This window comes from Kiloniella litopenaei (genome assembly GCF_000982415.1).
In the GTDB taxonomy this organism is placed as follows: domain Bacteria; phylum Pseudomonadota; class Alphaproteobacteria; order Kiloniellales; family Kiloniellaceae; genus Kiloniella; species Kiloniella litopenaei.
In genome coordinates this window covers 1-26,246 of record NZ_LANI01000028.1, presented here as the reverse complement: position 1 = coordinate 26,246, position 26,246 = coordinate 1, and the positions used below count along the sequence as shown (strand labels likewise).

Genomic DNA, 26,246 nt, shown 5'->3' with positions numbered 1-26,246 from the left:
ACGTCAGTCGAGATTATTCGACGTTACGCAAGATTTTGTTTTCTGGATCGTATGGTGATTCTTCAACAACAGTAGCTTTGAAGAGATCGCCAAGAATATAGACATCCAGTTCAGTGCCGATCTCAGCCAGATCCGGGCGAACCATTGCAAGCGCAATGGATTTCTGAGTACGGAAACCGTAGCCACCGGATGTCACACGACCAACCATTTCACCGTTCTGGTAGATAGGCTCGGAACCACGGGCATCACAATCGGTAACGCCATGAACTTCCAGCGTAACAAACTGGTTGTCAAAGCCGCGTTCTTTCCATTCGGTCAATGCCTTTTTACCAATGAAATCGTCTTCTTTGTCGAGGTGAACAAAACGATCAAGACCTGTTTCAAGCGCGGCGTATTCGATGGACATTTCTGTCGGGATCAAGCGATAGGATTTTTCCAGACGCATTGAATCCATTGCACGGATACCAAATGGCTTAAGGCCAAATTCTGCCCCAGCTTCCATCAGAAGATCAAAGAGGTAGTTCTGCATTTCGATCGGGTGATGAAGCTCCCAACCATATTCACCAACAAAGTTAACACGTGCCGCAGTGACAGGGGCAATACCAACAGAGATTTGTTGTGCTGTCAGCCACGGGAAGGCTTTGTTCGAGAAGTCAGCATCAGACAGTTTTTCCATCAATAGACGGGATTTAGGTCCGGCAATAATGAAGACACCTTGCTGAGTTGTGATTTTCTCTAGTTCAACAGAGCCATCAGTTGGCTTCAGTTTTGTCAGGTAATCCCAGTCATGGCGTTCCTGTGCACCTGCAGATACGAGATAATAGCTCTGCTTGCCTGTTTTCAGGATAGTGAATTCAGCGCGAACACCACCGTGCAGGGTCAGCATGTGGGTCAAGGCCATACGACCGATCTTTTTCGGGATCTTGTTCGCAACAAGACTGCTCAACCATGCTTCAGCGCCTCTGCCCTTGACGATAAATTTGGAGAAAGCAGACATGTCGAGAAGACCGACATTTTCCTGAACGTTCTTACACTCGTTACCAACATGTTCGAAGTAGTTAGAGCGACGGAAAGACCATTTCTCTACTGGCAGTTTACCTTCTTCAGCAGGGGCGTGGTTTTCACGGGTGATTGTGTCATCCTGGTTCAGGTCTTCTGCGGTCAGGCCATAACCTTCCGGGGCGAACCAGTTTGGACGTTCCCAGCCAAAGATTGTTCCCATAACCGCGCCGTGTTCTTTCATGCGATCATAACAAGGGGAACGCTTTAGACCGCGAGCTGCCGGGCGGGATTCATCCGGGTAGTGAACGGTAAAGACATTTGCGTAGGCTTCTTCGTTTTTCTCTTTCAAGAAACCGCGGCCTGCATAAGGACCAAAACGACGGGGGTCAACACCGGACATATCAATTGTCGGCTCACCATCGATGATCCATTCTGCCAACTGCCAACCTGCACCACCGGTTGCTGTGATACCAAATGAATGACCTTCGTTAAGCCAGAAGTTCTTCAGGCCCCATGCAGGACCAATAATTGGTGATCCATCTGGTGTGTAGGCAATCGCACCGTTGTAAACTTCTTTGATACCAACTTCTGCAAAGGCAGGTACGCGCTCGAAAGCTGTCTCGATGTATGGCATCAGACGCTCTAGCTCACCGTTGAAGAGTTCGTACTTTGCGTCTGGTGCTGGGCCGTCAACATAACAGCAAGGTGCGCCAACTTCGTATGGGCCAAGCAACAGGCCGCCAGCTTCTTCACGCATATACCATGAAGAATCTGATTCACGAAGAACGCCCATTTCTGGAAGGCCTTCTGCGTGACGTGCTTTGATGTCCGGGTGTGGCTCAGTAACAATAAACTGGTGTTCAACCGGAATGACAGGAATGTCGAGGCCAACCATTTCACCGGTTTTGCGGGCAAAGTTACCTGTACAGGAAATCACGTGCTCGCAAGAGATATCGCCTTTGTCAGTTTGAACGATCCAGCTGTCATCATCTTGCTGCTCCAGACCAATAACAGTTGTGTGCTGGTGAATTTCAGCACCGTTGTTACGGGCACCTTTTGCAAGAGCCTGTGTCAGCTCAGCAGGCTGAACATATCCATCATCAACGTGCTGGATTGCGCCAAGAATACCGTCTGTATTACACAGAGGCCAGATTTCCTTGAGCTCTTCAACAGAAAGCCACTTAACATTGACACCAAGTGTTTTGGCCACACCAACGTAGTATTTGTATTCGTCCATACGGTCCTGTGTGCGGGCCAGACGAATGTTGGAAACCTGTTTTAGGCCAGAGTTCAGGCCGGTTTCTTCTTCCAGACGAGAATAGAGATCTACCGAGTACTGGTGGATTTTACCAACAGAGTAACTCATGTTGAACAGAGGCAGCAGGCCAGCAGCGTGCCAGGTGGAACCAGATGTCAGATCGTGACGCTCTAGCAGCGCAACATCTGACCAACCTTTTTTTGCCAAGTGGTAAAGTGTACCAACACCAACAGCACCACCACCGATAACGACGGCTTTGTAGTGAGATTTCATCGCCTGACTCCAAATTAATGCGACTAAACGTGCTTATGCACAGGGTCAAAGTTGTTTGTTATGTTTCGGTACTTTGTTGTTAAATGACAAAAAGTTTTGTGCATTTCTGTATTGTAACAATCACCGATTACATCCTGGTATTATGATGATGATCCGTCGGTTTAACGTCCTATCGGTTTGCGTCACCACACTTGCAGTTTACGACATCAATGATCTTTTACGACATTTTAACTTTAACAGAATTTGACCTTTAAAGGACAAAGAAAGTCGTTTTGCGTCAGCCTTTATAAACAATCGACTCGCACATGCTTTGATCATTCAGTGCGAGGACAGTTTAAATTTTTTCAAAAAATATGGTTTAATGGGGCAGAAACTACGTTTGTTCTCATGGTTTTTAATAGGGAAATGAGCTTGTTAACCCTTCTTGCCGCATTTGGTTTTTTGTCCGTCGCAATCTAGACAGAGCCTGATCATCCAGAAGGGAATATTCGAGATCTCTACAGGAGGGCATTTAATGAGTGATACAGAAAAAAGATCAGGTCGCGCGGGGCGCGCCGGTCGAGGTCGTAGTGGCGGTGGGGCTGCTTCACGACGTGCCGCCAGATCTGGTGGCTCTTCAGAGCAACTGAAATATATTACACGTAATATTCCTTATTTCGAGACGCTGAACGAAGAAGCACTTGAAATTATTGAATACAATGCGGAAACAGTTCTTGAAGAGATCGGGATTGAATTTCGTGATGATCCCGAAGCCCTTCAAATTTTAAAAGATAACGGCTGTGATGTTCAGGGGGAGCGTGTTCGTTTCCCGCGAGGTCTGGCGCGTCAATGGTGTGCGCATGCACCAAGCGAGTTTACACAACATGCCCGTAACACAGAAAGATCTGTGATTATTGGTGGTAAAAACACGGTTTTTGCCCCTGTATATGGTCCTCCCTTTGTTCGTGATCTAGATGGCGGTCGTCGGTACGCAACAATTGAAGATTTCCGGAATTTTGTGAAGCTGGTTTATTCAATGCCTGCACTTCACCATTCTGGCGGTACAGTTTGTGAGCCTGTTGATATTCCGGTGAACAAACGTCACCTGGACATGCTTTATGCACACATGCGTTTTTCAGACAAGCCCTATATGGGGTCTGTGACAGCACCGGAACGAGCAGAAGATTCCATTGCTATGTCAAAGCTGGTTTTTGGCGATGATTTCGTTGAAAACAATACGGTGATGATCAGTTTGATCAACGCGAACTCACCGATGACCTTTGACGATACGATGCTGGGTGCATTAAAGGTATATGCGCGCCATATGCAGGCTTGTATTGTCACGCCGTTTATTCTGGCTGGTGCCATGGCCCCTGTAACAGCTGCTGGTGTTATGGCCCAATCCTTGGCCGAGGGGATGGCCGGGATCGCATTCGCACAGATGGTTCGTAAAGGAGCTCCTGTTGTTTTGGGCTCGTTTGCAAGCTCGATTTCTATGCAATCTGGTGCGCCTACCTTCGGTACTCCTGAGCCCGCGCTGGTTCTCTATGGTATGGCACAGCTTGCCCGTCGTCTTGGTGTTCCGTTCCGCTCTGGCGGATCGCTTTGCGGTTCTAAAGTCCCTGATGCTCAGGCTGCTTATGAGTCAGCAAATACAATCGTTCCAACGTCATTGGCTGGTGTGAACTTTACCCTTCACGCTGCTGGATGGCTCGAAGGCGGTTTGATTTCATCCTACGAGAAGCTTGTAATGGATGCTGACCAGTTGGGTATGATGCAGCGTATGTTGGAAGGTTATGATTTGACCGAAAATGGTCAGGCAATGGATGCGCTTCGTGAAGTTGGCCCCGGTAATCATTTTCTTGGTTGTGCGCATACACAGGCAAACTTTGAAACTGCTTTCTATCGCTCAAATATTGCTGATAACAATTCATTTGAGCAGTGGGAATCAGAAGGATCACTTGATGCCTATCAACGTGCAAGTGCGGTTGTGAAGAAGACTTTGGAGCAATATGTAGCACCAGATCTAGATGCATCAATTGACGAAGCTTTGAACGAGTTTATAACAAAGAAAAAAGAGTCCATGCCTGATGCTTTTACCTAAGCACTCATTGTAAGTTTATTTATTTGGAAAAGGCGGCTTTTGTCGCCTTTTCTTCTTTTGGGGTAATAAAAGTAGTATTCGGTTCTTGTTTACTTATAAACTTTCTGATAATTGGCATTTTAAAGAGTAAAAAGCTCAACATGAAAATTAAGTGTGTATTTTAAGGATCAGGCAAGAGAATACTGTTATTCTTCTTCCTAACGGTACTTTGTACGCACTTACTAATAAATTTCTTCATATTGCTAATATGCGTGTCAGGTGAAAGTTTAGAGATGATTAGAAAAGCCCCGCAAGAATTGCCTCAGCGCATTGTTTTTTTTCTGGTTCCAAAGTTTTCTCTTATTGCTTTTACGTCTGCGATAGAACCTCTGAGACTGGCGAATAGAGAAGCGGGAAGAAAGCTCTATAGCTGGAATTTGGTCAGTGTTGATGATCAACCTGTTCTATCGTCCTGTGGTATCCCGATTTCTCCTGACATTAACCTTGATGAGCTGGATAATTTCCATGCCGCTGTTATTTGCAGTGGAGAAGATGCACATAAGATTGCTGACCGTCGGATCCATTCCTGGTTACGTCGTATAGAGCGAAAGGGTGTTGATATTGGCGCGCTTTGTACGGGGGCTCACATTCTGGCAAAGGCCGGACTTCTTGATGAGTACAGCTGTACTATTCACTGGGAAAATCTGGCCGGGTTTTTGGAGGATTTTCCCGAGATCGAAGTTACACCTGAACTGTTCGAGATTGATCGTAATCGCTTTACCTGTGCTGGCGGTACTGCCTCACTTGATATGATGTTGAATGTTATTTCTTCCCAGCATGGCCATGAATTGGCTGGGGAAGTTGCAAATCAATTTATGCATGACCGTATCCGGGACGAGCATGACCAGCAACGCATGTCTATGCCTGTACGTTTGGGGGTCAGGCATCCAAAACTCTTGGCGGTTATCAAGCTGATGGAAGAAAATTTGGAAGAGCCGTTGACACGTATTCAACTGGCAAAAGATGCTGGCCTCTCCACAAGACAACTTGAACGGTTATTCCGTAAATACCTTAGCCGTTCTCCTGCACGATATTATCTGGAACTGAGATTAAACAAAGCACGTCTTCTTCTGTTACAGACAAATATGTCTGTGATTGATGTTGCGCTGGCATGTGGGTTTGTTTCTGCGTCTCATTTCTCGAAATGTTACCGCGACTTTTTTGGTAGAACACCACGGAAAGAACGTGGGTTACCGGGACTTCCCGGTGAGGAAGAAGATATTTAACACCTTCTTTGTTATTGAGCTTTTAGTAAAAAAATCCTGTGGAATAATTTCACAGGATTTTTTGTATTAAATTCAGGAGATATTCGGGTTCTTAATGTTTATTATCAAAAGGCTCGAAACAGCTCTTTGGTAAAAGAGGCTCTAGTACATTGGCGATATCATGGGGGGCATCTGTAAAGTTAACACCAACGTTTGTACCATGATCCCAAGCCACGGAAACATTGAGGGCCGCTGATTTTGAAAAGCGGAGTGTTTCGATGGTTTCACCTGTTAACGGGGTATCAAATTCAAGTTTTGCACCGGTCAGTGAGATATCCATTACAGCACAGTCTTTTTTTCGAAGGTTACCATCGACGCGCCCCGCCAAAACCACTTCGGCCCTTGGAAATACCCTGCGATCCTCAGCTGATTCACTCACCTTTTAGATCTCCCTTACAGTATGTGATTCAAAATCATGGATAACTGATTGTCATTAAAAAAACTTTAAGCTGTTTGTATCTACTCGGCAAAACAATTCGAATCACAATTTATGGTTAATTTTCGTCAAGAAATATTTAACGTAAATTTTAGATTTTATTTATTAAAATTACCCTGCTTGTAGGAGGGTATTATGGTTGCTGTCGCAGAATTGAGAGAAAGTTTCGCTGAGACATTCAGAGAAGAAAGTCTGGTCAAAATAGAAGATGGCCTTTTGAGTATTCCGGCTGGTTCTGAGCAAGGAGTACATGCTTTGCAGGATATGCTTGCCAATTCAGTTGCTTTTGAAAATAACGCACAGCCTGATTGCGGTGATCTGAACCAATCCCTTCGATCCATTAAAACGATTTCATCAAAGATATCTGATCTGCTGCTGGATGATGCCAGTGACTTTAGCGATAATTCTGATGAAATGAGCATAGATACAACTGATGTTGAGCATTATCGTCCGACACCATTTCTCAATCAGGGGATGCTTTCATTTTATATGCATTCCGATGCTTCCGATCAGGACGGTGGCGAAAAGAATGATAGTGTTATGGTTATGTCGGAATTGTTGAGCGACGAAGAATTTGATTTGGTTCCAGTTGCTGGGCCAACGCTTCATTAAGCTTTCCTTAGCTCATTCAACACAGAGTTAAGCTCTTTTAGACCATCTGCTATTGAAGCGCGTTCAATTGCTGTATAGCCCAAGCGAAAATGATGTTTGGGGGGGATAGCATCAAAATAGTAGATGGCGCCAGGTTCCAGAACAACGCCTTTCCGAAGAGCTTTCTGCAAGAGCTCTTTGCTATCCAAGCTTTTAAATCCCTTTACCCAAAAACTGGATCCCCCGGATGACTGTTGGAAATTGAGGCCGATTGATTCCAGCCCATTTCTCATCTCTAGCCACCTGTTTTTATATATTCTTTTTAACTTTTTCCGCAAAGCATCATGGTGTCCAAGCGCGAGAAACAGTGCCATAGTGCGCTGATTGTTTGTTGGTGTGTGTCGATGCACGAGACGGCCGAGTGCCCTTGCTTCGCGAATTATTTCTTTTGAGGCAACAAGATAGCCAAGTCGTAATCCGGGAAAGAACGATTTGGAAAGACTTCCAACATATACAACACGTCCGGTGGTATCCAAAGATTTCAGGGCAGGGGTTGGGGAACTTTCGAAATTTAGTTCGGGCTCATAGTCATCTTCAATGATCAGCGTATTGTTTGCCTCGGCCCGATCAAGTAATGCCTTTCTTCTTTGTAAAGGCATTGTGACGGTTGTCGGGAACTGGTGGCTTGGGGTTACGGCGAGGACATTACAGGTGTCTATTTGCTGATCAGGAATTAAACCATGATTGTCCAGTTCCAGATATTGAATACGGGACCCAATTAGCTGAATAATGTTACGCAGATCCGGATAACCGGGGTTCTCCATGCCAAACAGAGTATTGTTGTTGAGGAAAAGGCGGGACAGGATATAAAGGCTGTTTTGGGCACCTGCCGTTACCAGAATTTCCTCTTCACTGGCATGAATACCTCGCGTGGGAAGTAGTCTGGTTCTGATTTGTTCAATTAAAAAAGGGTCGTCAATCCCCAGGCGATCTTCGGTCCAATCCGCCATTGCATTCAGACTTAACGCTTGTCTGGAACATTCCCGCCATGCCGCAATAGGGAAGAGCGATTTATCAACCTGAGCCGTCACAAAGGGGTAAGGATAGTCTCGCCAGTTTTCAGGCTTTTCAATGTTTTGCTGGTGACTTGGTCGATGTTTCATTTTTTGAAAAGCCGGATCAGATGAAGAACTTCTCTTTTTTTGCCTTGATTGTTCCGTTGTTAGCGGAAGGGTGAGACGATCACTAACATAGATACCACTACGTTCTTTGGATGTAAGGTATCCATCGTCAATCAGGGAATTATAGGCTTGAGTCACTGTAATACGGGATACGCCAAGTTGTTCAGCTAATTTTCTGCTGGACGGAACCGGTTTTCCGGCGGGTAGACTTCCCCCCAATATCGCAGAGACAAACTGCCTTCTGATTTGAAGTTGAAGAGATTCTGTACTTCCTTTGTCCAAAATAAAAAGGCTTTCTGACATTATCCTGTGCCCTTTGTGCGTCGCTTTAATCTGTTCATAAGACTTGACATTTTTTGTGTATGGAATATTTATTCTGAAATTATATTTTATGGAATGTTTGGTTTTGTTGTCTCTGTTTGTTTCTAATTCTAGCACCTGCTTTTAATGAGCAGATGTATGAATTATTTGCAGAAAACATATACTATTCAACGAATAAAAATATATCTGGATATAGAGAATAGATAAAACTGGATATATGAACAAGAGGCCGCAAACTTATAAATGTTCTCGAAGAACTAAAGCTATTTTTGCTAACGCCATAAAGCGAGAATACCCAAAATTCAAAATGATAAATGTAAACTAGAAAACTTTGTTACAGCTTGAAAATAGCCGTAACTATCAATGTGGGAGTAGGCTGATGAGCCAACAAGTCGGACATTTTATTAACGGGCAAAAAGTTGCTGGAAACAGCGGTCGGTCCGCTAAAATTCACAATCCTGCTTTGGGGCAGGTTTCTGGAGAAGTGGCATTGGCGTCTGCTGATGAGGTTCGTGATGCCATTGCTGTGGCAGAAGCTGCGTTGCCAGGGTGGGCAGCGACACCCCCGTTAAGACGTGCAAGGGTTATGTTCAAGTTTAAAGAGCTTATTGAACAGAACATGGATGAGCTAGCGGCTATGGTGAGTGCTGAACATGGTAAAGTGATCAGTGATGCCGTTGGGTCCATTACCCGTGGTTTGGAAGTTGTCGAGTTTGCCTGTGGCATTCCGCACCTTTTGAAAGGCGAACATAGTGAGAATGTTGGCACAGGTGTTGATAGTCACTCAGCGCGTCAGCCTGTTGGTGTTTGTGCGGGGATCACACCGTTCAACTTTCCGGCAATGGTTCCGATGTGGATGTTCCCAATCGCAATCGCTTGCGGTAATACCTTTGTCCTCAAGCCCTCTGAAAAAGACCCATCTTGTCCGCTGCGCCTTGCGGAACTTTTGAAAGAAGCCGGTTTGCCTGATGGTGTTCTTAACGTTGTTAATGGGGATAAGGAAGCGGTTGATACCTTGCTCGAAGACGAGCGGGTCAAGGCTGTCAGCTTTGTTGGATCAACCCCGATTGCTGAATATGTATATAAAACCGGCACGGCAAACGGAAAACGCGTTCAGGCTCTGGGGGGCGCAAAGAATCACATGGTTGTGATGCCGGATGCCGACATGGATCAGGCTGTTGATGCGCTTATGGGTGCAGCCTACGGTTCTGCCGGTGAACGCTGTATGGCGATCTCAGTTGCGGTGGCCGTTGGTGATGAAGCTGCGGACACCCTTGTTGAGAAATTGGCGCCAAAAGTTGAAGCCCTTAAGATCGCGCACTATGAAGTCGCGGATGCTGAAATGGGTGCTTTGATTTCTGCTGAACACTTGGCAAAAGTCACTGGCTTTGTTGATGCTGGTGTGAATGAAGGGGCAAAGCTGGTTGTCGATGGTCGCGGTAAAAAACCGGAAGGTCTTGAAAACGGCTATTTCATTGGCGGTTGCCTGTTTGATAACGTTACGCCGGATATGACCATCTACAAAGAAGAAATTTTTGGTCCGGTGTTGGCTGTGGTTCGTGTAAATACCTTTGATGAAGCTGTTAAGCTAGTCAACGATCATGAATATGGGAACGGCACCGCTATCTTTACCCGCGACGGAGATTCTGCACGTGAATTTTCGCACAAAATCCAAATTGGTATGGTTGGTGTAAATGTGCCAATTCCGGTGCCGATGGCGTTCCATTCCTTTGGTGGCTGGAAGAGATCCCTGTTTGGTGACCATTCCATGCATGGTCCCGAAGGTATTCGCTTCTACACACGTTTAAAGACGGTCACAACCCGATGGCCAACGGGCATTCGTAGTGGTGCGGAATTTATGATGCCAACAATGAAATAAGCTTCATTCGTATTAGTAAAAGCCCCGGAATGGTCAATTGTCCGGGGCTTTTTTTACCCGTTGTATCAGATGTTGTCAGATGGTGTGATATCAGTTGTCAGCTATATAAGAAATCTATTCATTTTATAGTTTTTAAGCTTTTGCCCCCTGATAGAAACTTCTTGTTCTTCTTGAATTTTGAAACCTTTTTTCTCGAAAAATGGCCGTGCTGTAATGCTTACCTCGGCATATATTTCATTTAGGTTGAGGGTTTTGGCTTTTTCCTCTACCGCCTCAATTAGCTTGTGTCCGATTCCAAGCCCTTGTTTTTGATGGTGGACATAAAAGCAATCGATGTGACCATTGGTTTCAAGTTCGGCAAAACCAACGATACCGCTATCGTCCTCTGCAACGAAAATAAAATAACCTTTTGTTCTTTCCTGCCAGCGATTGAGGTCGAAACTTTCCGGTGCCCAAGCATTTATTTGCTCTTGAGTATAGTCCTGAATATTTACGTTGTGGACTGTATCGTGAAACAGTTGCAACAAAGTGACTGCGTCTTTGGGAGTATGGGGTCTAATAATCATAATTGAATGTACTTTTGCGTAAATTTAACTGACTGGTATTAATTTTCCGGGGTTCATAATGCCCTTTGGGTCCAAAGCTGTTTTAATATTCTGCATCAACTGCATTTCCACAGCTGATTTGTAATACTGGTTTTCATCGCGTTTGACACGCCCTATGCCGTGTTCCGCTGAGATTGATCCGTTGAAGCTATGTACAATGTCGTGCACAATTCTGTTTACCTCTTCCCAGTGATTTAAATAATCCTCTTTGTTCATATCTATGGGCTGGGACAAGTTATAGTGAATGTTGCCGTCACCCAAATGTCCAAATGGATGGGGTCTGATACCTGGAATCATTTTCCGAACGGCTTCATTAGCTGTTTTGATAAAGGCTGGTACCGATGAAACAGGTACGGAAATATCGTGTTTTATGGAGCCACCTTCTGGTTTCTGGCATAGGGTAATGTTTTCCCGGAGTAACCAAAAGCTATCGGACTGTGATTTGTTTTGCGCCAAGACACCATCTTGTACCCAATTTTTTTCAAAGGCCGTTTCCAGGTAGTTTTGGAAAAGATCTTTTAGATTGGAATGGGTAATGGCAACAGAAGCTTCCATCAGGATGTACCAGTCGTATTGCCCCTCAATTGGGTCAACCACGCCTTGACCATGTTTAAGAGAGAAATCTATGCCAATTCGTGGCAATAGCTCGAACGAAGTCAGCGCATCACCGAGCATTGATTGAGCCAGATTAAGTAAGGGCAGGGCGTCTTCTAGTTCTTTAATAGCCAAAACGGCAGTTTGTTGCTCTTTCGGTTTTGGAAATAGTTGGAGAACTGCTGCTGTGATAATTCCGAGAGTGCCTTCTGATCCAATGTAGAGCTGTTTCAGGTCATAGCCTGTATTGTCTTTTTGCAAGGCCCTGAGACCATTCCATATTTCGCCCGTCGGGGTAACGACTTCCAGCCCCAGTACCAGTTGCCTTGTATTCCCATATCGGATGACATTAATGCCGCCGGCATTTGTTGCGATATTACCGCCGATCTGGCAACTTCCTTCTGCGCCAAGTGATAGGGGAAACAGGCGGTCATGTTGTGCAGCATGTTCCTGTATTGTTTGTAGAATACAGCCAGATTCGACAACCATTGTGTTATTGGTGGGATCGATAGTTCGTATTTTGTTCAAGCGGCTTGTGCTCAGGACAATTGCATTATCACCCGCAAAGGGGATGCCACCGCTCACGAGCCCGGTATGGCCGCCTTGGGGAACAATGCCAATACTATGTTCCGCGCATAGTTTGACAATATCCGATACTTCTTGTGTTGTGGCTGGGGTCACAACCAAAGACGTTTGCCCGATAAACCGTCCCCTTTGTTCAATCATATAAGGCGCGATATCATCTTGGTTCGTTATCATCGCCTTGACACCGATAGCAACTTCCAGATCAGAGAGGAACTTTTGCGGTAGCATCGAAAGAATGTTTTTGTCGGCCATTATTTTGACAGGATTTCTTGCAAGGTTAATTGATAAAGGGATTGGTCTAGCCTAAATCTCTTTTCTCTGGGGGGCCAGAATTATTCTTTTTCCCGTTTGTTCTAACAAATTTTTCTAGAGAGATTCATGATAAAAAATGTCGTTTTCGATTTTGGTGGTGTGCTGATCGATTGGAATTTGCGTTACCTTTACCAATCAGAATTTTCCAGTACAGAGGAAATGGAATGTTTCCTGAGTGATGTTTTTACATTTGAGGCAAATCACAGGCTTGATGCCGGGGAAAGTTTCTCCAGTGTTATTGGTGAGCTTCAGGGGAAGTTTCCCAAATATAAGGATGCGCTTGCTCTGTTATTAACTAGATGGCCGGATACTCTTGGTAATGAAATTACAGGGACAGTTGAAACACTTGAGAAGCTTCATGTTCAACAGACACCACTTTATGGCTTAACTAACTGGTCTGAAGAGACCTTTCCCTATGCGCAAGAACGTTTTCCTTTTTTGGAATATTTCAAAGGCATAACGGTCTCGGGTACTGTTAAGCTGGCAAAACCGGACCCAAGGATTTATCACCGTTTGTTATCTGATTTTTCTTTAAAAGCTGAAGAGTGTGTTTTTATTGATGATCGTGAAGATAACATTATGGTTGCCAAGGATCTGGGATTCAAAGCTATTCACTTTACAGACCCGGCATTGATGAACAGCGCGTTGCAAGAGTTTGGAATACTAAAGGGCTAAATTTAGAGGCTGTATTATTTGGGGGCAGCGGCGCGTTTTAGCCGATCATTAATGGCAAGGCCCAAACCAGTATTCGGGATTGGCATTGTGGCAATGCCTTGGACACCTTCTTTTTGATCCAGTTCATGAAGGGCAGAGAAGAGATTTGCTGCTGCCTCTAATAGATCGCCTTTTTCACTTAGGTTGAGGCAATATGCAGCCCCCAAAAGTGGTTTGTGACCAAAAGCGAGCAGTGCTTCACTGGCGGTAACTTCTGTGGCGTTTAAGCGCAGCGGAAGTGTCGGGGCGTAATGACTTTTCAAAAGGCCTGGAGATTTAAGTGCATTCTGGCTTTCAAAGGTATCTTCAGTCGCTTGGTTATCTTGTGAAGACTCAGCTTTGCTTTCCATCAAGGATTTACCCATTTGGATGGGACCAATAACAGCTTCTATTTCTTCTTTGGTTATATTTCCAGGGCGAAGAAGTACTGGGATTTCCCCTGTTAAATCAATGACGGTTGATTCAAGGCCAACTGCACAAGCCGTGTCTTTTCCGTCAAGGATACAGGATACTTTGTCTCCAAGCGAGTGAGCAACATGCTCTGATTTGGTTGGGCTTATCTTTCCGGATGCATTGGCGCTGGGGGCTGCAAGCGGAAGACCAGACTGTTCAAGGAGGGCGTGTGCTATCGGGTGACCGGGCACACGTACTGCCAGGCTTGGAAGGCCCGCAGAGCAAAGGTCGGCAATGTCACAGCTTTTTGTGCGGGGCAGGACCAATGTTAAAGGGCCGGGCCAGAAGATTGGGGCCAGTTTTTGTGCCTTTTCATTGAAGACTACGCGCTTTTCAGCTTCTGACAGGTCCGGGAAATGTACGATCAAGGGGTTGAAGCTTGGTCTTCCCTTGGCTTTGTAGATGGATGCACAGGCTTTTGCGTCTGTTGCATTGGCTCCTAGCCCGTAAACAGTCTCTGTTGGAAAGGCGACGAGCCCACCCGAACGCAGTAAAGCACACGCATGATCCAATCCTGATTGATCTGCGGTAAAGATATTTGGATATCTACTTTGAGAGACTGTCGCCATCGGTGTATTTCGGTTTAGTTCTCTTCTGCGGGAAGATCTTCGTCAGACAAATCAAAACCGGCATCCAGATGCTCACCTTCGGCAACAAAGTATGGATTCCGGAAATTGAATTTTCCATAGGTCAGAGGATCTCCGTCCGCATCGCTGAGATGTCCCCCTGCAGCGAGAAGAACCGCGTGGGCTGCCGCTGTATCCCATTCCATTGTCGGGCCAAAACGCGGGTACAGATCTGCTCTGCCTGCTGCTATCAAACAGATTTTGAGGGAAGAACCAGCCCCGATTTGTTCATGAATTTTACGTGTTTTCAAGAAGTTATTCAAATCGTCGTTATCACCGTGACGGCGGCTCGCAATAACTGTGGCACCTTCGGCTGGAATAGAGCGGACCTGTGCAACAACAGGCTCATAACCTTCTTCAAAGAAAACACAGATGTCTGCGGATACCCAGGTCAATCCCTTTGCCGGGGCATGGACGACACCTGCAACAGGTACCCCGTTCTCAATCAAGCCGATGTTGACTGTGAACTCACCATTTTTGCTGATAAACTCTTTGGTGCCATCAACAGGGTCAACCAGCCAGAATAATCCATTGTCAATTTCAGGAATTTCCCCTGCTGAAGCTGCTTCTTCTGAAACAACGGGAATGTCTGGTGTGACAGTGTTCAATGCGCCAAGAATAAATGCTTCTGCTGCTTTATCTGCTTCGGTAACAGGGGATGCGTCATCTTTTTTCTCTACCTCGATCCCCGCGGGTCTGTTGTAGATTTCCATAATGATGTCACCTGCCCGTTGGGCAATCATGAGCAGCGCATTCATCAAATCACGGTTATCGTCGTGAACTGGGATTTCTGTCGGAATTTGCAGCTGGCTCATTGGTGTCTCCTTGGGTGAGCTGTTCGTTATAGCTCTCTATGATGAAATCAGTAGTTCCAAGATGAAGCTGGTAGCTTATCTGTCTTGTACTGTCTAGAATTTTACGTGCCGAACTGTTCTTCTTTGGCATAACTGCTCTTCATAGGTCGTATATACACAATGATTTTATCTCGTGCAGTGTTTTCGTGCGATATCTTATTGCAATAAGTGCCACCTAATGGCATTTGTGCAGCGGTTATTTTCTATTTGGGTGGAGCTCACTGTGTCCAAAAGCTTATTGATTTCTGGTGTGGTTTTATTACTGACCGTTTCTGGCTGTAAAGTTACTAAACCATCAGAAAAAGCTTTATCTCATCTTTCGACTTCTTATGCTGTTGATGACATAGGATATTGTTATGGTCATGGCTGTCAGCATAAAGGTCAGGTTTCCTTGAGTGAGGGACAATGGTTAGAGATACAAAAGTTATTTAATGCCAAAAAACTATCGCCGGCAGAAGAGCGCCAGGCAATAACAGTTGCTATTGGACGTATAGAGCATATCGCAGGCCAGCAGAATGGAACCGATAAAGACAAGGCTGGTACTTTTCTTAGCGACGTTGGTGATCGGCAACTGGACTGCATTGATGAAGCTGTAAACGCTTCTAATTTTATCTCTCTCATAGAAAGAGGCGGCTTGCTGAGATATCATGAACTAAGAGAACCACAGTTGAGAAGCTGGGTGAATGGTAATATTTTGCATGCAACAGCCGTATTGGAACAGGTTTCAGGAAAAGAGAATAACACAGCGACCATGTGGTCTGTTGATAGTTCCTTTTTCAAGAACGGTGAAAAGGCAACGGTTTCCCCTCTGGAAAAGTGGCAAACAGGGTGGGTACCTGAAGGCGGCGTGAATTAATTTACCCTTAATGTTCAATTTGAAGAACAATTGAATTAAGTTTCATACGAAAATTAACGGTACAGAAAGAGTTTATCGGTAAACAGGTGTTAGGCATAAATAAAGAATGCCATAGTTTGCCGTGTGTTGAATCTGTATTGGAGATGCTTCATGTTGAAGCCAGCCGTGATACTTCTGGCTATTGCCAGCTTTACTTTGTCAGCTTGTGGAAAGCCTTGGGTGAAGCGTGATCAAGAGCCACAAACGACCCACAGCCAATACAAAGTTCTGACATGGAATGACTGGAATCTTTTAGGGAAAAGATCAACAACACGCATTGTTACTGATTTATCGGAAATGCCTGATTTTGGGGTTTCTCCCGTTTTAGAAGTTTCTTCTGACGGAAAAGAAAATGCATTAACCAGCTACTCGTCCCCCAAACCGTTTTATGTTCAGCCTGGACCCTTTGATATGCCTTTTAGCAGGGCATTCAAACGAATTTTGGAAAATGAGCTGCTGGCAAAGGGGGTTCCTGTTGTCTCTTCGCCTAAAGACGCAATTATCGTGAACTACCAGGTACAGAGCTTCTTCTATGACGATAAGGGCTATCGTTTACCAGCATCTCCGGAATCTGTTTTTGGGTTGGCAACGGCTATTGGTATCAAAGAGTACGGTAATTGGGGATCGTTAAGTACAATCGGGGCAGGACTGGTTGTAACCGAGCTTGTTCGTGGATTAATTGACTTTGGTGCAGTGACCGATGCTGAAATGGTTTTGACGACGTCAATTGCCCATGGTGCTGAACTGGTTCATCAGAAATCAGAAGTCCTGTATATTCGTCCAGAAGAGCTCTCTTTATATATGACAAGTTTACCGGCTGATCGACCAACCCGTGCGACAGCAACGGGGCCCGTAGAAAAATTACCCGTTCAAACCATTGCTATAGTGACGCAGTAGGGAGTTGCGAATATGAGCCGTCTTTTTTTGTCAGCTGCGTTAGTCATCGGATTAGCGGGATGTTCACCTGAATCGCTTAATATTTACAGCGAACCCGTTGAAAGTCCGAAAACGACAGTTGAATTGTTACCAGAAGTTTATCGAGCTGCAGATACCTTGGTCATGACATCTAATCAGGTGCTGGATCAGAATGCATCGGTACTCGTATCTTCTATTGTTGATATCGATGCGCTGGAGACCAGTTCAACGTTTGGGCGTACCGTTAGCGAACAGCTTTCCGGGCGTATTGCACAGTTGGGCTATAGTGTTTCAGAGGTTAAAATGCGCGACTCATTAGCTGTTCGTCCCCGTCAGGGTGAGTTGATGCTTTCTAGGGATTTGGCTTTTTTGGCTGGTCGCCAAAATGCTCAGGCTGTTTTAACGGGAACCTACTCTGTTAGTGAGCATAGCGTATTTGTTAATCTGCGCTTACTTCGCGCCGGGGATGGCCGTATACTGTCTGCGACAGATTTTCGAATTGAAAAGGACGCTGATATCGCATCGATGCTACCCAAGAAAACCAATGGTGGCTGGGTCCTTGTACAGTAACAGAAATTTTTTTCAAATTAGAGAAGCCCTGTTGTAACACAGGGCTTTTTTATTTTACGCTTATCTGTTGGGTTCAGAAAAATTATGTGCGTTCAATACGACAGGTAAAACAGTTATTTGTCGAAGATCTAGCATGTATATAGGCAATGTTATCTGCTTCGAACATCTTTAAAGCCTCTGTTCGAATATCTGATGATCTAATCGTTTTTCCTGTACCATAAACGATCCGGTTTTCACTGTTGTAACCCCGTATTAGGGTTACGCCCTGTGATCTTATATTCTCTGGGATCTCGCCGTTACTATGGTGTGCTTCACAAGCTTTGCTGTGAATAAAAATTGGACCAGATTCAGCATAGGGCTGTTTTTCTGGAAAAGGACGATAGGAAATCACCAGTACTTCTTCGCCTTTTTCAATGCCTTTCAAACAATGACGGCAGGGAAAACCTTCGCCGTCAGAAACCATCTTTTCTGGAGCTAAACCGTTCGCGTCACTACCGCCTGATTGAATGTGGCGGGCATGTTCTGTTTGAATCGCTATAAATTTAATCGGTGAGTTAGATTTAATATCTGAGTTTTGGGCTGACATCGGTATCTCCATGCTTCGTGTTCATAAGGGATACCTAAAGAATGCTTTTCAAAATATCTGGTTCTTGCCCAGTAATTTTTAAATGGGGTAATTTTTAAATGGGGCAACTTTAAAAGAGGGGGCATCTGTAAAAGAAAGAGGCCTCATAATCGATAAGAGGCCTCTTTGGAATAGATAGCAAAAAAATGCTGGTTACCTAGACGGCGATTGCGGCTGCCTCTGTTTTTTTACGATACAAGATAATATCGTCGATAGATACAACAGGCAGATCGTGTTTTTGTCCGAATGCGATGATTTCGGGCAGGCGGGCCATTGTCCCGTCCGGATTAGTCACTTCGCACAGAACACCGGCGGGTTTCCATCCGGCCATAGCTGAGAGATCACAGGTTGCTTCTGTGTGTCCCTGGCGTGTCAGAACACCACCAGCCATTGCCCGTAGAGGGAATACATGGCCGGGCCGGGCCAAATCATCGGGCTTACAGTCATCAGCAATTGCGGTTTTAACCGTTGTTACACGGTCTGCCGCGGAGACCCCGGTTGTGACACCAACTTTTGCCTCTATGGTAACGGTAAAACCTGTTCCCATAGACGAATTGTTGTCCTGTACCATTTGTGGCAAATCAAGACTGCGGAGTTTTTCATCCGTCATACAGAGACAGACAATACCGCTGCATTCGCGGATGAGCATTGCCATCTGTTCATTGGTGAGGGTTTCGGCTGCGAAAATAAGATCGCCTTCATTTTCTCTGTCTTCGTCATCGACGACGAGAACACCCTTGCCAGCCCGCATGGAAGAAAGAGCCTTTTCTACTCTTTCGTATGGCGTGCCGAACTGCGCCAGCAGAGACTGGTGCGTATTATTATGATCGTTTGCGATCTGATTCATGGTTGTCACTCCTAATAAGCGGCGTAACCAGAATCAGGGCGTGTTCAGAAAGGGCGAATAAGTGTATCTGACAAAGACACAGATCATCCGCACACGCAGAACAAACAGGCTTATCGCCATGCCTATTCCTGCCTATCCTCTCCCATCCGGACTGTTACCGTCGGCTCTGGAATTTCACCAGATCTGCTGACCCCTTGATTTCTGGATCCGAAATGATCCTGAAGCCAAGGGCGCTCGCGGGCTTCTTTTTTCTACATACTGTATCTAAAAGTTACCGCCGGTCGGGAATTTCACCCTGCCCTGAGAACAAGCGCCTAATTGCACATACTTAAAAGAATCTTCTTTCAAGTCGGCTAACCCTAGACCAATATCTTTACTCTAGGCAAGTCGGAAACCGCCAATTTTGACAAAATATGCGACTTGTTAAGGAAAGCACCCGTACGCGCTATTCAACAAAGAGGAAGCCATGAATATTAGGTCTTATCGCCCGGAAGACAGGGCAGGGATAATTCGGTTATGGGAAGAGGATGATCCCAATCCGTCACCTTGGAATAGGGCGGCTGATATTCTTGATAACAAACAAAGTTACCAACCTGGGTTACTTTTTATCGCGGAAGACAGCGGAACAATCGTCGGATCAACAATGGCGGGTTATGATGGTCGTCGTGGCTGGATATACAGTGTCGTCGTGGCACCGTCTCATCGACGGCAAGGCATTGCCAGCAAGTTACTCGCACTGGCAGAGCAGGAACTGATATCACTTGGTTGTACAAAATTGAATCTACAGGTTCGAGATGGCAATGAAGGTGCAGTAAAGCTTTACGAAAGTCTGGGGTATCGTATTGAACCGCGTGTGAGTATGGGAAAGAGGCTGGGAAGATAATGGGCCACCACTTATGATGAGCAAATAGTCATGGTGTTATCCTGGGGATGAGTTCTTTTTCTTCATCGCGATAAGTCAAGATTTCGTACCCCGATGATGTCACCAGTATCGTATGTTCACATTGGGCTGACAAGCGCCTGTCTTTTGTGGATACGGTCCAGCCATCAGGGTGTTGTCTTATAGCTGCTTTGCCTTGATTGATCATCGGTTCAATTGTAAAGGTCATTCCCTCTTTGAGGGTAATTCCTTCACCAGCATTACCATAATGTCTGACCTCTGGCGGTTCGTGCATCTCTGCGCCAATACCGTGGCCACAAAACTCTTGAACAACGGAATAACCATTTTTTTCAGCCAGAGTTTGGATTGTAAAGCCAATATCACCAAAAGTTTTGCCGGGTTTAACAATGTGTATTGCCTGATACAAACATTCCCGGGTGATATCTATTAGCTTCTGGGCATGAGGTTGAATTTTACCAACAGCAAACATCTTGCTGCTATCTCCGTAGTATCCGCCCTTTAAAACGGTTAAATCAACATTGATGATATCGCCCTTTTTTAACTTTGCAGTTTTTGAAGGTATACCGTGACATATAATGTGATTGACGGATGTATTAACAGCAAAGGGATAATCGTATTGTCCTTTACTACCCGGAATGGCATTGATTTCATGTTGGATGAAATCGTCACAAAAATCATTGATCTCCATTGTAGAGACCCCAGGCGTGATAATTTTTTCGACCTCTTCCAGTACTTTAGCAGTAAGGGCGCCAGAAATACGCATTTTAGCAATTTCGGACGCGGTTTTAATAACGGGTTGTTGCATTATTTATCAGTTCCCGTCGCCCGATTATCAGCACTTTTGTGTTTGGGGATATTCTGGTTTTCCGGGTGACTGGACTGTTCTGCTTCTTTGAGGAGCAAGGACAGGATTTCACCATAATTGAGCCCGGGGTTTCTTTCTGCAAGCATACCAACTTTCATCCAATGTTCTGCCTGTGCATTGATTGATCTGGTCATAGCTTTACTGGCGACACGAATGTTTTCGTGTATTTCACTTGATACCTTAACAATTCCCATCTAACGAATCCGTATATGTTTTATATATGAATTGTATATTGGGTGAGGCTGGGGATTTCAAGTGATATCGTTGTTTATGGGGCAACTTACTCTTTGGGGGTAAGGTTGTCCTGTACAACAATCTTGTTTTCCAATGTTTTATGAACCGGGCATTTACCTGCAATTTGCAATAAACGTTGTCGTTGCTCGTCGGTAAGTTCTTCGCCTATCAGCGTGATGTTGCGGGTAATGAGATCAATTTGCTGTCCTGATTGCTCGTAGTCAGCGCTATCCTGGCAATGTTCCCGAGAGTGAGACAATTCAACATCCAGGTCGTCAAGCGGCCATTGTTTATGATTTGCATACATACGGATAGTCATGGATGTACAGGCACCAAGTGCTGCCAATAACATCTCATATGGATCAGGTCCCTGATTGCCCCCGCCCATTGTTAAGGGTTCATCGGCGAGCCAGTTGTGATGATCTGTTTTTATATGCCGTAAAAACGCCTTGTTCTCTTCCTTGACGATCACATGTCCTTTTTCCGGTGTTGGCGTCTTTTCCCCAGACGAAGAGGGAGAGGATATATAACGCTCTACCCAGGCGGCAATTGTGTGGCCGACATAGGCTGCATCGGCGGCATCGGTTAACAGATGATCGGCTTTATCCAGAGAGATAAAACTTCGGGGATGTTTTGCCGCGGTAAAAATCTTGCTCGCTTCATCAATGCTGACTGTCGTATCCAATGGCGAATGAAAAACCAGTAGGGCTTTTCCCAGATTGCCGATGTGTTCTTTCATATTGTGTTTTGCGATATCAGTCAGGAATTGCTTGGTAATATTAAACGTTCTGCTACCTAACTGGACAGGGGCGACCCCCTCGGTCTCAATGGTTTCTAACTGATCAGCAAAAAGATGGCTTACGTGTTCAGGATCACTTGGGGCACCGATTGTGATGACAGCTTCTGCTTCGGGAATATCTTTCGCAGCGGCAAGGACTGCGGCCCCGCCAAGGCTATGACCTATTAACAGGCTGGGGGCCTGATATTGGTCTTTGAGTAATTTGGACGCTGCGACCAAATCAGCAACATTGGATGAGAAGTTGGTGTTACCAAAATCGCCGTTGCTACCGCCCAGCCCAGTAAAATCAAAACGAAAAACAGCAAATCCCTTTTCTACCAGGCTACGGCTAATTCTTGTTGCTGCGGGAATGTCTTTGCCACAGGAAAAACAGTGTGCAAAAAGCGCATAACCTAATGGCTTTTGATCAGGTAATTCAAGTGCTCCAGAAAGATCATTTCCGTGAGAGTTCTGGAATGTAAGCTTGATACGCTGCATAGGTTTTTCCGCTGGATTGTTATAGGCCTGTTTCTGTCATACGGACATTAACATAGGTATGGTAAATTGAGATGTAAGGCTTTAGTGAGTACCTGTGATCAAAAGAGCGTGAATATTGTAACTAAAAAAATATATGGAAAGCTATTATGGTTCTTGTTTGATCGGGCTATAGTTCTTACCTTATGGAAGTCATCTGAATCCTTTTAATCTAAATGCTGAGGTCCTTATGTTAGCTGTTGTTTCTCCTGCGAAAAAACTAGATGAGAGTGCTGCTAAAATTGATTTTATGACATCTCAGCCTGTGTTTGAGGAGCAGATAAAGGACCTGCTTTCCGTAACAAAAGATTTAACCCGTGCAGATCTTAGGAACTTGATGGGTATAAGTGAAAATCTGGCCGATATAAATTATCAACGTTATCGCAATTTTTCTTTTCCATTCACACAGGATAACGCCAAAGTTGCGGTTGATACCTTCAAGGGAGATACTTATGTCGGCCTTGATGCTGAAAGCTTGAACGAAGATGAATTAAAGTATGCTCAGGACCATCTTCGCATCCTTTCCGGGCTTTACGGCTTGCTGCGTCCGCTTGATTTAATGCAGCCATATCGTTTGGAAATGGGCACAAAACTTCGCAATCCTCATGGTGAAGATCTCTATGATTTCTGGGGCGATAAAATTACGAAAGAGCTTAGTGCTCAACTTTCCCAGCAAGAGGAAAAGGTTTTGGTAAATGTTGCGTCAAATGAGTACTTCAAAGCTGTGCAGACTGATAAGCTGGAAGGGAAAGTTGTAACCCCTGTTTTTAAAGAAATTAAGGACGGGGTTGCCAAGATCATCAGTTTTTCAGCAAAACGGGCCCGTGGCATGATGGCGCGATATATCATTCAAGAAAAAATCGACAAAGTTGACGGGTTAAAGGACTTTACGACTGGTGGGTATTCTTACCGGCCAGATCTCTCGAATGCTGCTGAATTTGTTTTTACACGCGAGCATGGCAAAGCATAGAACCCTGCTTCTTTGGGTCTGCAGGTTTTTTTAAGTAGGTGCAGACACTATAACAGTTACTAGTGTGTCGTCTGCAGCGTTTGAACCTGCTCTTTAATGACTTTAAGAGCGCCTTTAAATCCATGCTTTTCAAGCTGATAGGCAATGACACCACCATAAGCACGTTTGCTTATCCCAAAAGTCTGGTGGGTGATGTTATCCTCAGCAAGACGGGTTTCCAGTTGTTCAGTTGTCGGCATTTCCTTTTGCCTCCTCTATTCCGCTTCGGATAACGATAATTCGAAGCGAAGGTATTGATGCCTTGCCTGTGACATTTTTCTGTTCATATGCAGATTATACAGTACTTAATAGTTAATGAAAAGTTAATTTCTTAACTTTTGTTAATGTTTGTGTTCGAAATGTGTCTGAAAAATCAACCTGAAGGAATAGTTTTAAGGTTAAATTGATTTTTGGTTATGGTTTCTTGAAGAGTGAGAGTGCAAACAAAAAGGGGCGAATGAAATCCGCCCCTTGATATAATCTGTCATATTCGAATTTTATCGTCTTCGTCTTCTTCTGCGTCCGCCTTCGGCAGTACCTTCTGTTGCAGGTGCCCCGACTTTTCGTTCCGGCAAATTGACGACCTTTGCCAAATTAACAAATTCGTCAATAGTATTGGGCATTCCCATGGCATTGACAAAATGTTCTTGAAATTTTGGCTCGACGGCTGTTTCAATTTTTTCAACGCGACGAACAACATCTTCAATTTCTTTACGCGCAGCTTTGTTGAGCAGGGCGATACGTGCCCCTGTTCCCGCAGCATTGCCCGCTGATTTTACGCGCTCCAGATCACAGTCGGGTATCAGGCCGATTACCATAGCGTATTTAACATCAATATGGCTGCCAAAAGCCCCAGCTAACTGGATGCGGTCGATACTGTCAACACCCAGTTTCTCCATAAGTAACTTAACCCCGGCATAAAGGGCAGCTTTTGCCAATTGAATTGCCCTGACATCTGTCTGGGTGACGGTGATCAGTGGTTCGTTCTCGCTGATCACGTAATCATAAGTCTTGCCGTTAAACTTCACACGGGGTGATTTTTCGGACAGTGATCCATCAATAATACCGTCTGTCTGGATAATGCCAGCCAAGAACATTTCACCGATAGCTTCGATAATGCCGGAACCACAGATGCCAGTAACTCCGGTTGATTTTGTTTGCTCGGCAAAGCCTTCTTCATTGGACCAGAGGTCACAACCGATGACTCTATACTTGGGTTCCAGTGTTTCCGGATCAATGCGAATACGCTCGATGGCCCCGGGTGCAGCCCGTTGTCCACTGGTGATCTGAGCACCTTCAAAGGCAGGCCCGGTGGGTGAAGAGCAGGCAAGCAGTCTGTCTTTGCTACCGAGAACAATCTCGGCATTTGTGCCGACATCACAGATCAAGGTCACTTCGTCCTGAAGGTGAGGGCCTTCGGAGAGAATGACACCCGCTGTATCTGCGCCGACATGACCCGCAATACAGGGAAGAACATAAACGCGGCCATCCGGGCTTATATTCAATCCCAGCTCACTTGCATAGAGATCAATAGATGAATTCAGGGTGAGGGCAAAGGGGGCACCACCAAGCTCTGTCGGGTCAATGCCAAGCAAGAGGTGATGCATGACGGGGTTACCCACAAAGGTCATGCTGAGAATATCTGAACGCTCGATTTTGCCTTCGTCTGCAACCACACCAATGATGATATCCAGGGCTTCCCGGACAGCAACGGTCATTTCCTTATCACCACCGGGGTTCATCATTACATAGGAAACACGGCTCATAAGATCTTCGCCAAAACGAATTTGGGGATTCATGATGCCGGATGAAGCTGTGACTTCACCTGTTTGTAAATCACACAAGTGTGCCGCGACAGTGGTTGATCCCAAATCGACGGCAATACCAAACGCATTTTCTTTATAGCCGGGCCAAACTGCGATAATGGTTTTCTCGTTTTCTACCGCAACCGTTACCTGCCATTTCCCTTTTCTTAGAACAGGTTGTAGCGTTTGCAGTGTACGAAGGTCACAGTGCAGGTTTGTTAGCCCCCACTGTGCTTCAAGGGCATCTTCCAGGCGTTCAAGGTCGCCGGATGGATGGTGCATGTCAGGTTCAGCAACTTCGATGTAATGCAGGCGAATAGGCGGGTCAATTTCTATTTCACGCACATCTGCACGTTTGCGGACGACCTGTTTGTGGACCTGACTTTCAGCTGGAACATCTATCAAAAGGTCGCCTTCAATCATGGCCTGACAGGATAGACGTCGCCCTTCTTTCATGCCTTTTTTACTGGCATATCGTTCTTCGACGCTGGAAAAACCTGTCATATTTGAACAGGAGCTGACGATCTTGTGTTTCGCGAATTCGCCTTCACCGGCTTCGACCTGACAGCGCCCGCAGATGCCACGGCCACCACAAACCGAATCAATATCGACACCCAGACTGCGGGCAGCGGTTAAGACAGGTGTTCCAATCGGAAAGTCCCCACGTCGACCAGAAGGGGTAAAGACGATATGTGCATTCTTAGCCACGGATCTCTCCTCGTACCTTTGCCCCTTGTTTGCGTTATTGTACGTGTTGGCATGTGACACGTGGGGCTATACTTTTATTTTAGTGTCTTTGTTTGGAATAGAAAAAACTATATCCGATATCAAAGAGAATTGTTTTATTTAGATGAAAAAGGCCCTCTTCGAAAATGACATGAAGAGAGCCTTTCATAACTACCAAATTTCTGTGGAGCTATCAGGCCCGTCTGCGTCTGCTGCGACGCTCGCCACGTGCGCCAGCTTGACCTTCTGGGGCTGGCTCGCGGTACTTGCCGATCCACTTCAGACAGTCCTGATCCTTTGCAAGCAGAACGTCAGAAGCACGGATCCCGGCCAGTTCTTCTTCGTGCAGCGGGTTCATGATCGCGGAAGTCATACCAGCAGCAGCAGCCATGGCAAGGAAGTGCGCGTTCATGGCGTGACGGTTCGGCAGGCCGAATGAGATGTTGGATGCGCCACAGGTTGTGTTAACAC

General features: G+C 45.4%; 25 protein-coding genes and 1 riboswitch. Of the genes, 10 read left to right on the top strand and 15 right to left on the bottom strand.

The window, feature by feature from the left end:
* Positions 1-13: 13 nt before the first annotated feature.
* Positions 14-2,533, bottom strand: coding sequence for a GcvT family protein (locus WH95_RS17045; protein WP_046509549.1), 2,520 nt, complete (start codon positions 2,531-2,533; stop codon positions 14-16).
* 514 nt (positions 2,534-3,047) lie between these two features.
* Here WH95_RS17045 and WH95_RS17040 point away from each other — a divergent pair.
* Both WH95_RS17040 and WH95_RS17035 read left to right on the top strand, forming a co-directional pair.
* Positions 3,048-4,616: a trimethylamine methyltransferase family protein gene (locus WH95_RS17040; RefSeq protein ID WP_046509548.1), complete on the top strand. Its 1,569-nt coding sequence runs from the start codon at positions 3,048-3,050 to the stop codon at positions 4,614-4,616.
* A 272-nt stretch (positions 4,617-4,888) separates the two neighbouring features.
* A complete protein-coding gene (locus tag WH95_RS17035; RefSeq protein WP_046509547.1) occupies positions 4,889-5,881 on the top strand; it encodes a GlxA family transcriptional regulator in 993 nt (330 codons plus the stop codon).
* A 91-nt stretch (positions 5,882-5,972) separates the two neighbouring features.
* Here WH95_RS17035 and WH95_RS17030 read toward each other — a convergent pair whose 3' ends face one another.
* Positions 5,973-6,299, bottom strand: coding sequence for a PilZ domain-containing protein (locus WH95_RS17030; RefSeq protein ID WP_046509546.1), 327 nt, complete (start codon positions 6,297-6,299; stop codon positions 5,973-5,975).
* A gap of 192 nt (positions 6,300-6,491) precedes the next feature.
* Between WH95_RS17030 and WH95_RS17025 the strand changes: the two genes are divergently transcribed.
* Positions 6,492-6,968 carry a hypothetical protein gene (locus WH95_RS17025; protein WP_046509545.1) on the top strand — a complete coding sequence of 159 codons (477 nt, stop codon included), beginning with the start codon at positions 6,492-6,494 and terminating at the stop codon, positions 6,966-6,968.
* Here the strand turns inward: WH95_RS17025 and pdxR are convergent.
* Complete coding sequence (gene pdxR, locus WH95_RS17020) at positions 6,965-8,431, bottom strand: MocR-like pyridoxine biosynthesis transcription factor PdxR (protein WP_046509544.1); 1,467 nt, start codon at positions 8,429-8,431, stop codon at positions 6,965-6,967. The genes WH95_RS17025 and pdxR overlap by 4 nt on opposite strands.
* Before the next feature lie 397 nt (positions 8,432-8,828).
* On the opposite strand from pdxR, the gene WH95_RS17015 reads away from it, so the two are divergent.
* Positions 8,829-10,328, top strand: a complete 1,500-nt coding sequence (locus WH95_RS17015) for a CoA-acylating methylmalonate-semialdehyde dehydrogenase (protein ID WP_046509543.1) — start codon at positions 8,829-8,831, stop codon at positions 10,326-10,328.
* Positions 10,329-10,429: 101 nt separating this feature from the next.
* Here the strand turns inward: WH95_RS17015 and WH95_RS17010 are convergent, their stop codons facing one another.
* Both WH95_RS17010 and WH95_RS17005 read right to left on the bottom strand, forming a co-directional pair.
* Positions 10,430-10,894 (bottom strand): GNAT family N-acetyltransferase, encoded by a 465-nt coding sequence (locus WH95_RS17010; protein WP_046509542.1) that lies wholly within the window; start codon positions 10,892-10,894, stop codon positions 10,430-10,432.
* Between the two features lie 24 nt (positions 10,895-10,918).
* Complete coding sequence (locus tag WH95_RS17005) at positions 10,919-12,364, bottom strand: FAD-binding oxidoreductase (protein WP_082114213.1); 1,446 nt, start codon at positions 12,362-12,364, stop codon at positions 10,919-10,921.
* Positions 12,365-12,490: 126 nt separating this feature from the next.
* On the opposite strand from WH95_RS17005, the gene WH95_RS17000 reads away from it, so the two are divergent.
* Positions 12,491-13,099: an HAD family hydrolase gene (locus WH95_RS17000; RefSeq protein WP_046509541.1), complete on the top strand. Its 609-nt coding sequence runs from the start codon at positions 12,491-12,493 to the stop codon at positions 13,097-13,099.
* Between the two features lie 14 nt (positions 13,100-13,113).
* On the opposite strand, the gene WH95_RS16995 is transcribed toward WH95_RS17000, so the two are convergent.
* Positions 13,114-14,160 (bottom strand): L-threonylcarbamoyladenylate synthase, encoded by a 1,047-nt coding sequence (locus WH95_RS16995; RefSeq protein ID WP_046509540.1) that lies wholly within the window; start codon positions 14,158-14,160, stop codon positions 13,114-13,116.
* A gap of 14 nt (positions 14,161-14,174) precedes the next feature.
* Positions 14,175-15,032, bottom strand: coding sequence for a 3'(2'),5'-bisphosphate nucleotidase CysQ (cysQ, locus tag WH95_RS16990; protein WP_082114212.1), 858 nt, complete (start codon positions 15,030-15,032; stop codon positions 14,175-14,177).
* A 262-nt stretch (positions 15,033-15,294) separates the two neighbouring features.
* Between cysQ and WH95_RS16985 the strand changes: the two genes are divergently transcribed.
* From WH95_RS16985 to WH95_RS16975, 3 genes are all read left to right on the top strand, one after another.
* The gene (locus WH95_RS16985) at positions 15,295-15,927 is read left to right on the top strand and encodes a hypothetical protein (protein WP_157845995.1); all 633 of its coding nucleotides are present in this window, start codon (positions 15,295-15,297) and stop codon (positions 15,925-15,927) included.
* A gap of 150 nt (positions 15,928-16,077) precedes the next feature.
* On the top strand, positions 16,078-16,863 hold the full coding sequence (locus WH95_RS16980; RefSeq protein ID WP_046509538.1) for a hypothetical protein: 786 nt from the start codon (positions 16,078-16,080) through the stop codon (positions 16,861-16,863).
* Between the two features lie 12 nt (positions 16,864-16,875).
* Positions 16,876-17,451, top strand: a complete 576-nt coding sequence (locus WH95_RS16975) for a FlgO family outer membrane protein (protein ID WP_046509537.1) — start codon at positions 16,876-16,878, stop codon at positions 17,449-17,451.
* Between the two features lie 82 nt (positions 17,452-17,533).
* Here WH95_RS16975 and WH95_RS16970 read toward each other — a convergent pair whose 3' ends face one another.
* Both WH95_RS16970 and ribB read right to left on the bottom strand, forming a co-directional pair.
* A complete protein-coding gene (locus WH95_RS16970; RefSeq protein WP_046509594.1) occupies positions 17,534-18,037 on the bottom strand; it encodes a DUF1203 domain-containing protein in 504 nt (167 codons plus the stop codon).
* A 196-nt stretch (positions 18,038-18,233) separates the two neighbouring features.
* Complete coding sequence (ribB, locus tag WH95_RS16965) at positions 18,234-18,923, bottom strand: 3,4-dihydroxy-2-butanone-4-phosphate synthase (protein WP_046509536.1); 690 nt, start codon at positions 18,921-18,923, stop codon at positions 18,234-18,236.
* A gap of 130 nt (positions 18,924-19,053) precedes the next feature.
* Positions 19,054-19,235, bottom strand: a riboswitch (FMN riboswitch).
* Positions 19,236-19,389: 154 nt separating this feature from the next.
* Here ribB and WH95_RS16960 point away from each other — a divergent pair.
* Positions 19,390-19,806, top strand: a complete 417-nt coding sequence (locus tag WH95_RS16960) for a GNAT family acetyltransferase (RefSeq protein WP_046509535.1) — start codon at positions 19,390-19,392, stop codon at positions 19,804-19,806.
* A 28-nt stretch (positions 19,807-19,834) separates the two neighbouring features.
* On the opposite strand, the gene map is transcribed toward WH95_RS16960, so the two are convergent.
* The 3 genes from map to WH95_RS16945 all read right to left on the bottom strand — a co-directional run bounded on the left by map (position 19,835) and on the right by WH95_RS16945 (position 22,199).
* Entirely contained in the window at positions 19,835-20,629 is a 795-nt protein-coding gene (gene map, locus WH95_RS16955) for a type I methionyl aminopeptidase (protein ID WP_046509534.1), read from the bottom strand.
* On the bottom strand, positions 20,629-20,883 hold the full coding sequence (locus tag WH95_RS16950) for a ParD-like family protein (protein ID WP_046509533.1): 255 nt from the start codon (positions 20,881-20,883) through the stop codon (positions 20,629-20,631). Before WH95_RS16950 ends, map begins: the two co-directional genes overlap by 1 nt.
* Positions 20,884-20,969: 86 nt before the next feature.
* A complete protein-coding gene (locus WH95_RS16945) occupies positions 20,970-22,199 on the bottom strand; it encodes a bifunctional alpha/beta hydrolase/OsmC family protein (RefSeq protein ID WP_046509532.1) in 1,230 nt (409 codons plus the stop codon).
* Positions 22,200-22,425: 226 nt separating this feature from the next.
* Here WH95_RS16945 and yaaA point away from each other — a divergent pair, with 226 nt between their 5' ends.
* Positions 22,426-23,205 carry a peroxide stress protein YaaA gene (gene yaaA, locus WH95_RS16940; protein WP_046509531.1) on the top strand — a complete coding sequence of 260 codons (780 nt, stop codon included), beginning with the start codon at positions 22,426-22,428 and terminating at the stop codon, positions 23,203-23,205.
* A gap of 59 nt (positions 23,206-23,264) precedes the next feature.
* On the opposite strand, the gene WH95_RS16935 is transcribed toward yaaA, so the two are convergent.
* The 3 genes from WH95_RS16935 to WH95_RS16925 all read right to left on the bottom strand — a co-directional run.
* Positions 23,265-23,444: a hypothetical protein gene (locus WH95_RS16935; protein ID WP_046509530.1), complete on the bottom strand. Its 180-nt coding sequence runs from the start codon at positions 23,442-23,444 to the stop codon at positions 23,265-23,267.
* Positions 23,445-23,741: 297 nt separating this feature from the next.
* Positions 23,742-25,757, bottom strand: coding sequence for an ASKHA domain-containing protein (locus WH95_RS16930; RefSeq protein ID WP_046509529.1), 2,016 nt, complete (start codon positions 25,755-25,757; stop codon positions 23,742-23,744).
* Between the two features lie 211 nt (positions 25,758-25,968).
* Positions 25,969-26,246 (bottom strand): methyltetrahydrofolate--corrinoid methyltransferase (locus WH95_RS16925; protein ID WP_046509528.1); only part of this gene is annotated, 278 nt, incomplete at its 5' end.